10 protein-coding genes and 1 pseudogene are annotated in these 13,494 nt (G+C 64.1%); 6 read left to right on the top strand and 5 right to left on the bottom strand.

The window, feature by feature from the left end:
* The first annotated feature begins 130 nt into the window (after positions 1-130).
* Positions 131-1,720: an inorganic phosphate transporter gene (locus tag D1Y85_RS23785; RefSeq protein WP_124153529.1), complete on the top strand. Its 1,590-nt coding sequence runs from the start codon at positions 131-133 to the stop codon at positions 1,718-1,720.
* 98 nt (positions 1,721-1,818) lie between these two features.
* Here D1Y85_RS23785 and ppk2 read toward each other — a convergent pair whose 3' ends face one another.
* The 3 genes and pseudogenes from ppk2 to D1Y85_RS23770 all read right to left on the bottom strand — a co-directional run.
* Positions 1,819-2,739, bottom strand: a complete 921-nt coding sequence (gene ppk2 / locus D1Y85_RS23780) for a polyphosphate kinase 2 (RefSeq protein WP_124153528.1) — start codon at positions 2,737-2,739, stop codon at positions 1,819-1,821.
* A gap of 133 nt (positions 2,740-2,872) precedes the next feature.
* Positions 2,873-3,253 carry a VOC family protein gene (locus D1Y85_RS23775; protein ID WP_124153527.1) on the bottom strand — a complete coding sequence of 127 codons (381 nt, stop codon included), beginning with the start codon at positions 3,251-3,253 and terminating at the stop codon, positions 2,873-2,875.
* A gap of 306 nt (positions 3,254-3,559) precedes the next feature.
* Positions 3,560-4,222: pseudogene (locus tag D1Y85_RS23770) on the bottom strand (FCD domain-containing protein); the annotation flags it as partial.
* Positions 4,223-4,409: 187 nt separating this feature from the next.
* Here D1Y85_RS23770 and D1Y85_RS23765 point away from each other — a divergent pair.
* The 4 genes from D1Y85_RS23765 to D1Y85_RS23750 all read left to right on the top strand — a co-directional run bounded on the left by D1Y85_RS23765 (position 4,410) and on the right by D1Y85_RS23750 (position 9,239).
* Positions 4,410-5,195, top strand: coding sequence for a (Fe-S)-binding protein (locus D1Y85_RS23765; protein ID WP_124153526.1), 786 nt, complete (start codon positions 4,410-4,412; stop codon positions 5,193-5,195).
* A gap of 2 nt (positions 5,196-5,197) precedes the next feature.
* Entirely contained in the window at positions 5,198-5,941 is a 744-nt protein-coding gene (locus D1Y85_RS23760) for a LutC/YkgG family protein (protein ID WP_124153577.1), read from the top strand.
* The gene (locus D1Y85_RS23755) at positions 5,938-7,416 is read left to right on the top strand and encodes a LutB/LldF family L-lactate oxidation iron-sulfur protein (protein WP_124153525.1); all 1,479 of its coding nucleotides are present in this window, start codon (positions 5,938-5,940) and stop codon (positions 7,414-7,416) included. The genes D1Y85_RS23760 and D1Y85_RS23755 overlap by 4 nt, the downstream gene beginning before the upstream one ends.
* A 113-nt stretch (positions 7,417-7,529) precedes the next feature.
* The gene (locus D1Y85_RS23750) at positions 7,530-9,239 is read left to right on the top strand and encodes a lactate permease LctP family transporter (protein ID WP_124153524.1); all 1,710 of its coding nucleotides are present in this window, start codon (positions 7,530-7,532) and stop codon (positions 9,237-9,239) included.
* Positions 9,240-9,676: 437 nt separating this feature from the next.
* On the opposite strand, the gene D1Y85_RS27250 is transcribed toward D1Y85_RS23750, so the two are convergent.
* Positions 9,677-9,862 (bottom strand): hypothetical protein, encoded by a 186-nt coding sequence (locus D1Y85_RS27250; RefSeq protein WP_185219110.1) that lies wholly within the window; start codon positions 9,860-9,862, stop codon positions 9,677-9,679.
* On the opposite strand from D1Y85_RS27250, the gene D1Y85_RS23745 reads away from it, so the two are divergent.
* A complete protein-coding gene (locus D1Y85_RS23745) occupies positions 9,837-11,099 on the top strand; it encodes an EAL and HDOD domain-containing protein (protein ID WP_185219109.1) in 1,263 nt (420 codons plus the stop codon). The genes D1Y85_RS27250 and D1Y85_RS23745 overlap by 26 nt on opposite strands.
* A gap of 233 nt (positions 11,100-11,332) precedes the next feature.
* On the opposite strand, the gene D1Y85_RS23740 is transcribed toward D1Y85_RS23745, so the two are convergent.
* Positions 11,333-13,252, bottom strand: a complete 1,920-nt coding sequence (locus D1Y85_RS23740) for a putative Ig domain-containing protein (RefSeq protein WP_124153522.1) — start codon at positions 13,250-13,252, stop codon at positions 11,333-11,335.
* Positions 13,253-13,494 lie beyond the last annotated feature (242 nt).

Below are 13,494 nucleotides of genomic sequence, written 5' to 3'. Positions count from 1 at the left end.
GCTGCTCCGCCCTGAATTCCGCGCGAGTTTCCTGCCGTTGCCCGGAGAACTGTCACGAACACGACACAAATGACAGCCACGATCGGAACCTTGCATTCGCCCTTTTTCCCGCAAGAGGAGCGTACTGGCCATGCCAGACATTTCCGTGTCCCCACCGCGGGACACCGCCCAATCGCGCCAACGCAACGCGGGCATACTCGCATTCGCCGTGATCATGGTCGCCGGCGTCGTTTATGTGGCGATGCATCTGAGCGACGATCTCGCGCCCATTCACCAAAGCTCCGTGGTGCCGTGGTTCCTGCTAGGGATCGCACTCGTCATCGCGCTGGGCTTCGAGTTCGTCAACGGCTTTCACGATACCGCCAATGCGGTCGCGACGGTCATTTACACGAACTCGCTTTCGCCCAACCTCGCGGTGCTCTGGTCGGGCACATGGAATTTCCTCGGCGTGCTGATGTCAACGGGCGCCGTCGCGTTCGGCATCCTGCAACTGCTGCCCGTCGAGCTGATCCTGCAGGTCGGTAGCAGCGCCGGCTTCGCCATGGTGTTTGCACTCCTGATCGCGGCGATCATCTGGAATCTCGGCACCTGGTACTTAGGCCTGCCGTCATCGAGTTCGCACACACTAATCGGCTCGATCATCGGCGTGGGCATCATGAACCAGTTGATGCACGGAACGTCGGGGACAAGCGGCGTGGACTGGAGTCAGGCCGCCGGCGTCGGCAAGGCGCTGCTGTTCTCGCCGGTCGTCGGTTTTTTCGCCTCGGCGCTGCTGCTGCTCGCGCTCAAGTTCATCGTGCGCGTGCCCGCGCTCTACGCCTCGCCGAAGGGCAAAGAACCGCCGCCATTCTGGATTCGCGCGCTGCTCATCCTCACCTGTACGGGTGTGTCGTTCGCACACGGCTCGAACGACGGCCAGAAAGGCATGGGCCTCATCATGCTGATCCTGATCGGCGTGGTGCCGACCGCCTACGCGCTCAACAAGGCCGTCACGCCCGCCGAAACGCAGACCTTCCTCGCCGTCACGCAACAAGCCTCGCGCACGCTCGACAAGTACGCGGGAGGCGTCGCCGCGCCCGCCGATTCGCGCGGCGAAGTGGAGCGCTACATCCGCACGCGCGCGCTCACGCCGGACACCATTCCGGCGCTTTCCGCGCTCGCGAGCCAGGTGGGCGAGCAGGTCGGCAGCTACGGGTCGATGTCGGCGGTACCGCAGTCGCTCGTCGATAACGTGCGCAACAACATGTACGTCACGTCCGAAGCGATCCGTCTGATGATCAAGGCGAAGCACCCCGCCTTCGCCCCCGCTGACGCAAAGGCCATCGAAAACTTCCGCACGCAGACGGACCACGCGACGAAGTTCATCCCGACATGGGTGAAGGTGGCCGTGGCAATCGCGCTGGGACTCGGCACGATGGTGGGCTGGAAGCGCATCGTGGTCACGGTGGGCGAGCGCATCGGCAAGCAGCACTTGAGCTACGGCCAGGGCGCCTGCGCGGAACTGGTCGCGATGGCGACCATCGGTGCCGCCGACGTGTACGGCTTGCCCGTTTCGACGACGCACGTGCTCTCGTCCGGTGTGGCGGGCACGATGGCGGCGAATGGGTCCGGCCTGCAAATGAGCACAGTGCGCAGCCTCGTGCTGGCGTGGGTGCTCACGCTGCCCGTATCGATTGCTCTCGCGGGGCTGCTCTACTGGGTGTTCCGCCACGTGTTGTGAATCCGCGGAACCCCGGGTTCCGCCGCTGCAAAAGAAAACGCCGCGCCCTTCACAGTTTGGGCGCGGCGTTTTCGTCAGTGCCGTCCAGGTTCAGTAGATCAGTAAATTTCCGGCACGATCATGCTCTGCGGTACTGGCTGCCGGATGTAATCCGGATGGTGAACACGCGCGGGCAAGCTCACGTACGGATGCTCGATCTCGTGGTACGGCACCTGGCTCAGCAGGTGACGGATGCAGTTCAGGCGCGCGCGCTTCTTGTCCACGCCCTGCACGACCCACCACGGTGCCTCGGGAATGTGCGAGCGCTGCAGCATCACTTCCTTCGCTTGCGTGTACTGCTCCCAGCGGGTTCGGCTTTCGAGGTCCATCGGACTCAGCTTCCACTGCTTGAGCGGATCGTCGATGCGACTGTGGAAGCGGACCTCCTGCTCATCGTCCGTGATGGAGAACCAGTACTTGATGATCTGGATACCGCTTCTCGCCAGCATCTTTTCGAATTCTGGAACAGAGCGGAAAAACTCTTCGTATTCCTCATCGGTGCAAAAATTCATCACGCGCTCCACACCCGCGCGGTTGTACCAACTGCGATCGAACAGCACCATCTCGCCGCCCGCCGGCAGATGCTGCACGTAGCGCTGGAAATACCATTGCGTGCGCTCGCGGTTGTTTGGCGCGGGCAGCGCGGCGACACGGCACATGCGCGGATTCAGGCGCTGCGTGATGCGCTTGATCACGCCACCCTTGCCTGCCGCGTCACGCCCCTCGAAGATCACGACGAGCCGGTGTCCCGTGGTGACGATCCAGTCCTGCAGTTTCACGAGTTCGCCCTGCAGGCGAATCAGTTCGCGGAAATAGACGCGGCGAAGCTCCCGCGCTTCGTCCGAGATGTGAAGACCGAATTCCTGAAGACGGTCGTCGACTTCCATTTCGATTTCTTCGTCATAGGCGTCGATCAACTCTTCGTCGAGACGTCGACGGCGATGTTGCTCGTCGCCCATTTCGCGATCGAATTCTTTCATTGAAACGCTCCTCTAGCAATGGAATGGCGACCCGGCGCGCCCGGGCAGCGGCGATATCGCCCCACTATCGGCGTTGCAGGTGTCATTCATATTTCAGAAGCATGTATGTGCCCGTCTGGAGCAGCCTCAGGCCTCATCCTAGCGGCTTCGCGAAGCTGAGTTCATGGCCGTCCGGGTCGCGCAGGTGAAAGTAACGTTCGCCCCACGGCGCGTCCCGGGGCGCAAATTCGGGCACCGCGCCGGCGGCCAGCGCCTGGCGGTAGAACGCGTCCACGTCGGAGACGTAGACGATCACGCGCCCCCATCCCTCGACCGGGCCTGGCTCGCCTTCCAGCAGGTTCAGATAGGCCGGAGCCGCGCCATCACCCAGCACGAACGACGCGAAGCCCGGCACGACGTGACCAGGCCGCTGCCGGAAACCGAGCGATTCGTAAAACCGTACCGAACGCCCGATCGCGCTAACGGTCAGCGTCACGGCGCTCAATGTTTCGATCCGTGCGGAAGCCTCGTCCATGCTGTTGCCTTCCTCATCGCACCGCTTCGGTGGGTATTTGGGTTCCATCCCGGCGACTTTAGCAGCGTCTGGCGGCCGTCTGCAGTTCGCGCGGTATGGCACCCTGCAGCCGATCCGTGTGGCAGCGCAGGTTCAGACGCCGCGCGAGGTCCCCGCGCGGCCGCGGCCGTCGGTGCGCGAACCTGCTGCTTTGCCCGCTGCGCGGACCGAGGCCGCGCGATCATCAACGCGCGCCGCCCTGCCACCCCGGCTCTCCACGCCCGTCAAATCCGGCGCATTGGTCCAACCACTTTCGGGCACATCGGCGTCGTCGCCGACCCGCGCACGCACGAAGTCGATATGCGTCTGCATCGCGGTGCGAGCCTCCTCGGGACGCCGCGCGAGAATCGCGTCGCAAAGCGTGCGGTGCTGCAACAGCAGCAGGTCGGAGGCGTCATCGTTCCGCTCGCGCAACCCCGACAGGTTGAGCGTAATGTGCTCGCGCAGCACGCCCACCACGCTGGTATGCAAATGCAGGAACATCGCGTTGTGCGAGGCCTGCGCGATCACCTCGTGCAGTCTGGCGTCGGCTTCCGCTTCAGCGGTCTTGTCGTTCGCGTCCCGCGTGCGCTCCAGTTCGCCCAGCAGTTCGCGGATTCGCGAGAAGTCTTCGTCGCTTGCGCGCAGCGCGGCGAAATACGCGGTGGCGCCTTCCAGCACGCGGCGAAATTCGAGGATATCGTCGCGCAGCGCCGGATGATCGGCCACCAGTTGACCCCACGGCGACGCGATGCCCGTGCGCAACCGGTCGGTCACGAACACGCCCGCGCCGCGCCGGCTCTGCACGAGGCCGCGCGCCGCGAGCCGCTGGATCGCCTCGCGCACCGTATTGCGCGCAACTTCGTAGCGCTCGGCCAGCACCCGCTCCGCGGGCAGCTTCGCGCCAGCGCGCCAGGTGCCGTCGAGCAGCGCCGTCTCCATCTGCCGCATCACGGCCTCGACCCGTCCGCGCGCCTGACCTCTGTCCCTCATTGATTCGCCCCCGGTTTCATCGCCTTCATCGCCTTCGATCGGCAACTGGTCCAACCAGTTTGAACCTGGCGACCAAAACGGGAATTATGCGCCACAAACTTGCCGTGGCCCCTGCGCGCGGCGCGATACCAACGCCAAGCGAGACATGAAGCCACGCCACTACCCCACCGGCAAACGCCCCACCGATGTCTATCTCTTCGGTACCTGCCTCGTCGATCTGTTCATGCCGCAGGCCGGCCTCGACGCGGTCAAGCTGCTCGAACGCGAAGGACTGACGGTCCACTTTCCGCGCGGCCAGAGTTGCTGCGGTCAGCCCGCCTATAGCAGCGGCAACCCGCGCGAAGCGCGCGAAGTCGCGCGCGCCCAGCTCGGCCTGTTCTCCGAACCGTGGCCTGTCATCGTGCCGTCGGGTTCGTGCGGCGGCATGATGCGCCAGCACTGGCCGGCACTGTTCGAAGACGAGCCCGAAGCCGCCGCGCAAGCGACCGAACTGTCCGGGCGCATCTATGAACTCACCGAGTTTCTCGTGCGCGTGCTGAACGTCGATTTCGGCGCGCTGGGCGCTGCAGTGCCCGGCGAAGAACGCGTCGTCCTGCACACCTCATGCGGCGCGCGGCGCGAAATGGGCACGCGCGTACATGGCGTCGAAGCCGTCGACGCGTTGCCCGGCGTCACGCGCGTCGAGCACGAGCGCGAGTCCGAATGCTGCGGCTTCGGCGGTACGTTCTCGCTGAAGCATCCCGACATCTCGGGCGCGATGGTCGCCGACAAGATCGCCTCCGCGTGCGCGACCGGGTGCGACCGCCTCGTGTCCGCCGATTGCGGCTGCCTGCTGAACATCGGCCATGCTGCGAAGCACAAGGGCGCACCGTTGTCCGTCGAACATCTCGCGTCGTTCCTCTGGCGCCGCACGGGTGGAGACGCCGCATGAGCATGGATACCCCGAACTCACGCGAGCGCATCCTCGGTCGGCTGCGCGCCAGCGCGCCCGCCGCTGCGAACATCGGCGCTGTCGAAGCGCTCGACGCGCGCATCGACACGCATTTCACACAGCGCCGCGCACAAGCGCAGAAGTCGCTCGCGCAGAACGTGCAGCAGTTCAAGCAGATGCTCGAAGCGGTGCACGGCGAAGTGTTCTGCGCGAGCGCCGACGCATGGCCCGCCGAAGTTGCGCGCCGTCTCGCGGCCGCAGGCGTGCGGCGTCTGCTGCTCGACACATCGAGCGCGGAAGGCGCGGCGCTCGTGGGCGCGTTGCCGTCCGCTGTTGAGGCGCTGCCGTATGCGCGGCCCATCGAAGCGTGGAAGTCCGAACTCTTCGAGACGATCGACGCTGGCTTCACCGTGGCGCGCTCGGGGCTCGCGGCCACGGGCACGCTGATCGTCGTGCCCGACGCGAACGCGCCGCGCACCGTCTCGCTCGCACCGCCGCTGCATGTCGCGCTGATCCACGCGCGCACGCTGCACGCGGACCTGCACGCGGCTGTCGCCGCCGAGCGCTGGCGCGACGGCATGCCGACCAACCTCGTCATGATCTCGGGCCCTTCGAAGACGTCCGATATTCAGCAGACCACGGCCTATGGCGCGCACGGACCGCGCGCGCTGTGGGTCGTCGTCGTGACCGACGACGAAGCAGACAACCAGGCTGGCAACCCCAGCGAAGCCGGAGCCGCCCAATGAGCAAAGAGACGCACGCCCAGGGCGGCACGCACGCGGAAAACCCGCTGCATTTCGTGCCGACGGCCGAATTCCGCCAGCGCGTCCACACCGCCGTCAACGATCCGCAGTTGCGCAAGAGCTTTCGCGGCGCGATGGACTTCCTGCAGAGCAAACGCGCCGCGCAGTTCCCCGACGCCGACGAACTCGAAACGCTGCGCGATCTCGGCGAAGCCGTGCGTCAGCACGCACTCGCGCGACTGCCCGAACTACTGGAGCAACTCGAAGCGAAGCTGCGCGCAAACGGCATCCAGGTCCATTGGGCCGAAACCGCCGACGACGCCAACCGCATCGTCCACAGCATCGCGCAAAAGCACGGTGCCTCGCGCGTCATCAAGGGCAAGTCGATGGCGAGCGAAGAAATCGAGCTGAATCATTATCTCGGCGAGCGCGGCATCGACTGCATCGAGTCGGACATGGGCGAATACATCGTCCAGCTCGCGGGCGAGAAGCCCTCGCACATCGTGATGCCTGCGATCCACAAGACGAAGAGCGACATCGGGCATCTGTTCGAAGAGCACATCCCCAACACGGCCTACACCGAAGACGTCGACGAACTGATCCAGACGGGTCGCCGCGCGCTGCGCCGCGCCTTCGTCGATGCGCACATCGGCATGTCCGGCGTGAACTTCGCCGCCGCCGATACGGGCACGCTCTGGCTCGTCGAAAACGAAGGCAACGGCCGTCTTTCGACCACCGTGCCCGATGTGCATATCGCGATCATGGGCATGGAGAAGGTCGTCGCGAAGCTCGAACATCTCGTGCCGCTGTCGAGCCTGCTCACGCGATCCGCGACCGGTCAGCCGATCACGACGTACTTCAATCTCATCAGCAGCCCGCGCCGCGAAGGCGAAAAAGACGGCCCGCGCGAAGTGCACCTCGTGCTGCTCGACAACGGCCGCAGCCAGGCCTACGCCGACGAGCAACTGCGCGCGACGCTGCAGTGCATCCGCTGCGGCGCGTGCATGAATCACTGCCCGGTGTACGAACGCATCGGCGGGCACGCGTATGGCACGACGTATCCGGGGCCGATCGGCAAGATCATTTCGCCGCATCTGCTCGGACTCGAAGCGACCGCCGATCTGCCCACCGCGTCGAGCCTGTGCGGCGCGTGCGGCGAAGTCTGCCCCGTGCGCATCCCGATTCCGCAACTGCTCGTGCGCCTGCGCACGGAAGCGAACCGATCGCCCGACGAAGCCGTCGCGCATCCGATGCGCGGCCAGGGCGCGAAGCACAGCAAGCGCGAACAGTTCATCTGGCGTTTCTGGAGCGGCGCGTTCGCGCATCCGCGTGCGTATCGCGCGCTGCGCTGGGCCGCGACGCGGCTGCGCGCGCTGGCCCCTTCCCAGCAGATGGGCTGGACGAAGCACAGAACACCGCTCACGCCCGCGCCGCGCAGCCTCCACGAGCTGCTGCGCGAACGCAAGCAGCCGGAATAAAAGCAAAAAAAGCCCCACGCGGCGTCCGAACGAACGGGTTCGGGCGCCGCGCTTGTGACGTTTGTCCAATCGATCAACACAGCTTTCGACCCGCATCCCCGGAGGAGACCTCAGTGCAGCCCTGGAACCAGATTTACACGCCGCTAGGCAGCGTGTGGCTATCGTCGCTCGTAGCCGCCATCCCCATCCTGTTCTTCTTCGTCGCGCTTGCCGGATTGCGCATGAAAGGCCACGTCGCCGCCGCGATCACACTCGTGCTCGCGCTTTGCGTCGCCATCTTCGAGTACGGCATGCCCGTGCGCCAGGCGCTCACCGCAGCGGGCTTCGGATTCGCCTATGGCCTGTGGCCGATCGCGTGGATCATCATCACCGCGGTGTTTCTCTACAAGATCGTCGTGAAGACGGGGCAGTTCGAGATCATTCGCGCCTCGGTGCTCTCCATCACCGACGACCAGCGTCTCCAGCTGCTGCTGATCGGCTTCTCGTTCGGCGCGTTCCTCGAAGGCGCAGCAGGCTTCGGCGCACCCGTCGCGATCACCTCGGCACTGCTCGTCGGCCTCGGCTTCGAGCCGCTCTACGCCGCGGGTCTGTGCCTCATCGCGAACACCGCGCCCGTGGCATTCGGTGCGATGGGCATCCCCATCATCGTCGCGGGCCAGGTGACGGGCATCGACCCGTTCGTCATCGGCGCGATGGCTGGACGCCAGTTGCCGCTGCTGTCGCTGTTCGTGCCGTTCTGGCTCGTGTTCATCATGGACGGCAAGCGCGGCCTCAAGGAAACGTGGCCCGCCGCGCTCGTCGCGGGCGGCAGCTTCGCCGTGACGCAGTACTTCACGTCGAACCACATCGGACCGGAACTGCCGGACATCACGTCGGCGCTCGTGAGCCTCGTCGCGCTCGCGTCGTTCCTCAAGGTCTGGCAACCGAAGCGCGCGATGCAATCGCAGGGCGTGAACGTCAACGGCGGCGCCGCGACGCTCGGTGGATTCGGTGGCGGCAACCAGGGCGCACGCGCCGCTGCGTCGAGCCGCACGGCCTCGCCGTACACCATCGGGCAGACCGTGCTCGCATGGGCGCCGTTCCTGCTGCTCACGGGCATCGTCACCATCTGGAGCACGAAGTCGTTCAAGGCGCTCTTCGCCGCGAAGGGCGCGCTTGAAGGATCGGTGTCAAGCTTCCACGTCCCTGGCCTCGACCAGCTCGTCGTGCGTAGCGCGCCGATCGTCGCGAAGGCGACGCCTTACGCGGCCGTGTTCAAGATCGACTGGCTCGCGGCCACCGGCACCGCGATCATGCTGACCGCCATTATTTCGGCAGTCCTGCTGCGCATGAAGCCGGCCGCCGCCGTCGCCGCGTTCTTCGAAACGATCGGCGAATTGCGCCGCCCTGTGCTCACGATCGGTCTCGTCCTCGGCTTCGCGTTCGTTGCGAACTACTCGGGCATGTCCTCGACGCTCGCGCTCGCGCTCGCCGGTACCGGCGCCGCGTTCCCGTTCTTCTCGCCGTTCCTCGGCTGGCTCGGCGTGTTCCTGACCGGCTCGGACACGTCGTCGAACGCCCTCTTCTGCTCGCTGCAGAACACCACCGCGCACCAGATCGGCGTGTCGAACACGCTGCTCGTCGCCGCCAATACCTCGGGCGGCGTGAGCGGCAAGATGATCTCGCCGCAATCGATCGCCGTGGCGTGCGCAGCGACCGGGCTCGTCGGCAAGGAGGCGTCGCTGTTCCGCTTCACCGTGCGCCATAGCCTGTTCTTCGCGGCTATCGTCGGCATCGTTACGATGATTCAGGCGTATGTGCTGACCGGCATGATTCCGCAGTAACGCACAGCAAGCAGTCAGGCGTTCGCGCCTGATTCGCTCCTGACGTGTGAGGCCGCCGCCCGCTTCCTGCGGGCGGCGGTTTTTTTTCGACTCAGCCAGGTTAATACAGCGCTTGAAGGCCTCGCAGACACCGCGGCAATACGTGATGGTCTACGAGATCATGATGCGGTCGCTCGATGAACAACTGCGCTCTCGCTGTTTCAGCAGCCTGCTACGCACAGCGCAATCGTTTGCGTGGTGGCGACCATGACGCTGCGCATTGCCGCGCGACATTGCGTCACGCTAGAATGCCTAGCCCGAAATACCCGGACCACGCTTTACAGCGATCAGTCTCGAAGACAACCGTGGTACGAGGGGAAGAAAGAAAATGAAACTCCTGGGGACCGTCAAGAAGCACGATCGAGCTGAACCCTGCGCTCGACGATGCCTGTCTTTATCTAACCGAGTCTGAATTTTCGCTGCATCGGTATGGCGTGGCCGTTGGTGCGCTCGACATGCTCAATGCAGTCGCGCACGAGCACACAACCGATCGAATCGCTCGTGAGACGTTGCTCGAGCATCTGGATCAGCGCCAGGAAATACACTGGAGGCGTCGAAATGCCCTCGTATGACCGCGAATCCATTAACGCGCCGCTTGCCGCGTATATCGGTCGCCAGCCGATTGTCGATCGATCGGGCGAACTCATTGCCTACGAGTTGCTTTTCCGGCGCGGCGAGACGAACGCGGCGAATGTCGTCGACGATACCGCGGCCACGGGGCAAGTCATCGTCAATGCGATCGGCGAATTCGGAGTCCAGAAGGTCCTCGGCGATCAGCGGGGCTTCGTCAACGTCGGCAAGGAGTTGCTGGAGGATGACGTGCTGGCTCTGCTATCGCCGGAGAAATTCGTCCTCGAGATCCTCGAGACGATTCCGCGCGACGAAGCACTCGAATCTCAATGCGAACGACTGCGTCGCGCGGGATTCGGACTCGCGCTCGATGATGTGACTGCCATCGAGCAAATGCCCGCGAGCGTCCTCAAGCTCGTAGAGGTGGTCAAGATCGATTATCCGCGCATCGATCCGCGAAACCTGCCACAGCTTGTCGATATAGCTCACCGGGCGGGTGTCCGGGTTCTCGCAGAGAAGGTCGAGACGGCGAAAGAGTATCGAGAACTCCACGCACTCGGCGTCGACATGTTCCAGGGCTACTTTTTCGCGCACCCTGAAATGCTGAGCCAGCGAAAGCTCGATTTCGCGGTGGGCGATCTGATGGTCCTCGTGCGTGCGTTGTCTTCCGATGCGCCGCTCGAAATGATCGAGCCGATCATCAAACGGAATCCGCCGCTGTTAATGCATCTGATAAAGCTCGCCAGTAGCGGCCTCTTCAGTACGGCGAAGCCGGTCTCGACGATCGGCGAGGCCATTCTTCGCATTGGAACGCGTACTCTGGTCCGTTGGGTCCAACTGCTGCTTTATTCTGGATTGGGCGACGTACCACTGCGATCCAATCCGCTCTTCCAGCTCGTCGCCACGCGGGCACGGTTTCTCGAGCTCGCTGCGGATCTGGTGCGGACGTGCGACACGGACCTCTCAGACCGGGCCTACCAGGTCGGAATCTTCTCGCTCATGCACCTGATGTTGGGCATGAGCGCGCAGGACCTCATGGAACAACTCGCGGTCGCCCCCGACGTTCGTGATGCCGTCATTCTTCGATGTGGAATGCTCGGCAATCTGTTGATGCTCGCCGAAATGGTCGAGTCGGGCCTCGGACCCGACTTCGACATGCTGCCCGTATTGGACGGACAGCTCGCAGCGAAGGATGTGTCCGATATCACCGCGCAGGCAGCGGAATGGGTACTTGCCGAGATGGTGGGCTAGAAGCCGCGACGTTTTTCTTCGATTCGACCGCTGTAATTTCCAGATCAGTAGCCGGATTTCGGCCTGATGAGGATAGTGAGCGTGTCGAGGCGTATCTTTTCGTCTCGCACTACCAACTTTGACAAGCAAGACCGAGCGTGAATCGACTTCTTTTCGGCCACTGCTGCTGCGACGCGGCGACATCGCGCACCGAGCATCTATTGCCACCACAAGTCGTGATCTGCATCCCCGTATCAATGGAACAGTTCGGACTGAGCGAATATTCCGCGACCGACTCCCCCGGCTACGAGCACGGCACCGTCGCCTAGCAGCGTGGCCGTATGCTGCTCGCGCGCCAGGCTCATGCTGGCCGTCGGCGTCCAGGTGCCCGTAGTGGGATCGTAAAGCTCGTCCGAGTAGAGATCGCTCCCGGCTGCCATCCCGCCAGCGGCAAGCACCCGACCGTTGGGCAGCAACGTGGCAGTCAGAAAGTCGCGCGCATGGACCAGGCTGCCGGTCGGTGTCCATGTCCCTGTGGCGGGGTTGTACCGTTCGGCTGACGACAGCTCGATGTTTCCGTCGGTTCCCGCCATCGCCAGCACCGTTCCGTCAGGCAGCAACGCGGTGGCGAAGTCGGTGCGCACCTGACTCATGCTACCCGTGGGCGACCAGGTCCCCGTTGCTGGATTGTAGAGTTCCGCCGAAGAAAGGGCGCCTGAATCGCTCGCCCCGCCTACAACGAGTACGAGGCCATTCGCCAGCAGCGTGGCAGTATGGGAAAAGCGCGCTTGCGCCATGCTGCCTGTTGGCGTCCAGTTTCCCGTCGCCGGGTTGTACAGTTCGGCCGACGACAGGGCTCCCGCTTTGCCCTCGCCGCCCGCTACGAGCACGAGGCCGTTGGGTAACAGCGTGGCCGTGTGCGAATCACGTGCATCGGCCATGCTGCCGGTGGACGACCAGCTACCCGAGGCCGGATCGTACAACTCCGCTGACGTCAGTTCACTGCCCACGCCCGTTCTGAATCCACCCGCCACGAGCACGCGGCCGTCGGGGAGCAGCGTCGCCGAGTGGGATTGGCGCGCCTGGCTCAGGCCGCCGGTCGATGTCCAGGTGTCGGCGGCCGGATCGTACAGTTCGGCGGAGGCAGTAGCCTGCTTTCTTGTTCCCCCGGCGACGAGAACCTGGCCATTGGTCAGCAGCGTGGCCGTGTGCCGGAACCGTGCCTGATTCATTGAGTCAGCAGGTGTCCACTCTCCGGTCACCGGGTCGTCGACCGCGATGACGATCTGCACCGTGACGCGGCCCGCGCTGTTGCTGCCGGTAATCGTATAGGTCGTCGGTGGCTGCGCCGTGGTCGGCGTACCGGTGATCGCACCCGTCCGCGGATTAATGCTCAATCCGGCAGGTAACGCTGGTGACACCGAGAAGAACGTGATTTGATCGCCAGTGGACAGCGGCTCGTCGTATGAGATCGGTTGGCCCACGACGTAGACGGGAGCCAGATCCCAATAGCTGAGACTAGCCGGTGGCTGAATTGCAGCGTGCACCTCGATCGTGAGCTGGGTCTCGACAGAATCGACGCTGTTGCTGCCGGTCACCGTGTAGACGGCCGGTGGACTTACTACCAGGGGTGTGCCGGAAATGATGCCTGTTTGCGGATCGAGATGAAGCCCCGCGGGCAGGGCCGGCGAGATGCTGTACAGGGTGATTTGTCCGCCGGTGGCGATCGGTGTGTTGGGAATGATCGCTGTGTCGGCCGTATAGATCACAGCGGCGTTCAAGTAGCTCAGGCTTTCCGGTGCGACCGCTTCGGGCTTGACCTCGATCTCGACCTTGATGGACTCGCTACCCGCCCCATTGCCGGCGTCGATCGTATAAATGGTGTCGGGCGAGACGCCGTTTGGCGTGCCGCTGATCGCGCAGGTGTGAGGATCGAGCGATAGCCCCGCGGGCAGAGGCGGCGACACGCTGCACTGCGTGATGGGGCCGCCGCTGCTGCTGAGCGTATCGGGAATGATTTCGGTGCCTTGCGCGTAGACCACTGCAACATCGCGTTCGGTCAATCCGGCCGGCGCCGACACTGGCGTGTTGTTGCCGCCACCACCATTGTTGCAGCTCGCCGCCAGCATCGCGGCAAGTAGCAGTACGCAGGTCACGACTTGCCTGATATGCATGGATTTGGCCCTCGCTCCGTTTTATCAGCTTAGGTCGCGTGGCGAAAAAATCAGCCACAAAATGACAGCGAGCGCGTAATGACCTGGTTGGCTTCTCTTCGCGTTTCCACGGCGGGTGGTCGACTTTTCTCCGCGGCTGAGCGAACCTCCCCGCTTGCGTCGGATCCGTTCGCTGCTTCGGCGATTCCGATCTGGCTGCGCGGATACCCCGGTTAGGAAACATGCCCGGCGATTGCTGGAGT

It is taken from the genome of Paraburkholderia dinghuensis (assembly GCF_003837865.1).
Lineage (GTDB): Bacteria > Pseudomonadota > Gammaproteobacteria > Burkholderiales > Burkholderiaceae > Paraburkholderia > Paraburkholderia dinghuensis.
The sequence above is the reverse complement of the archived record's forward strand: the minus strand, read 5'-3'. Positions and strand labels throughout refer to the sequence as shown.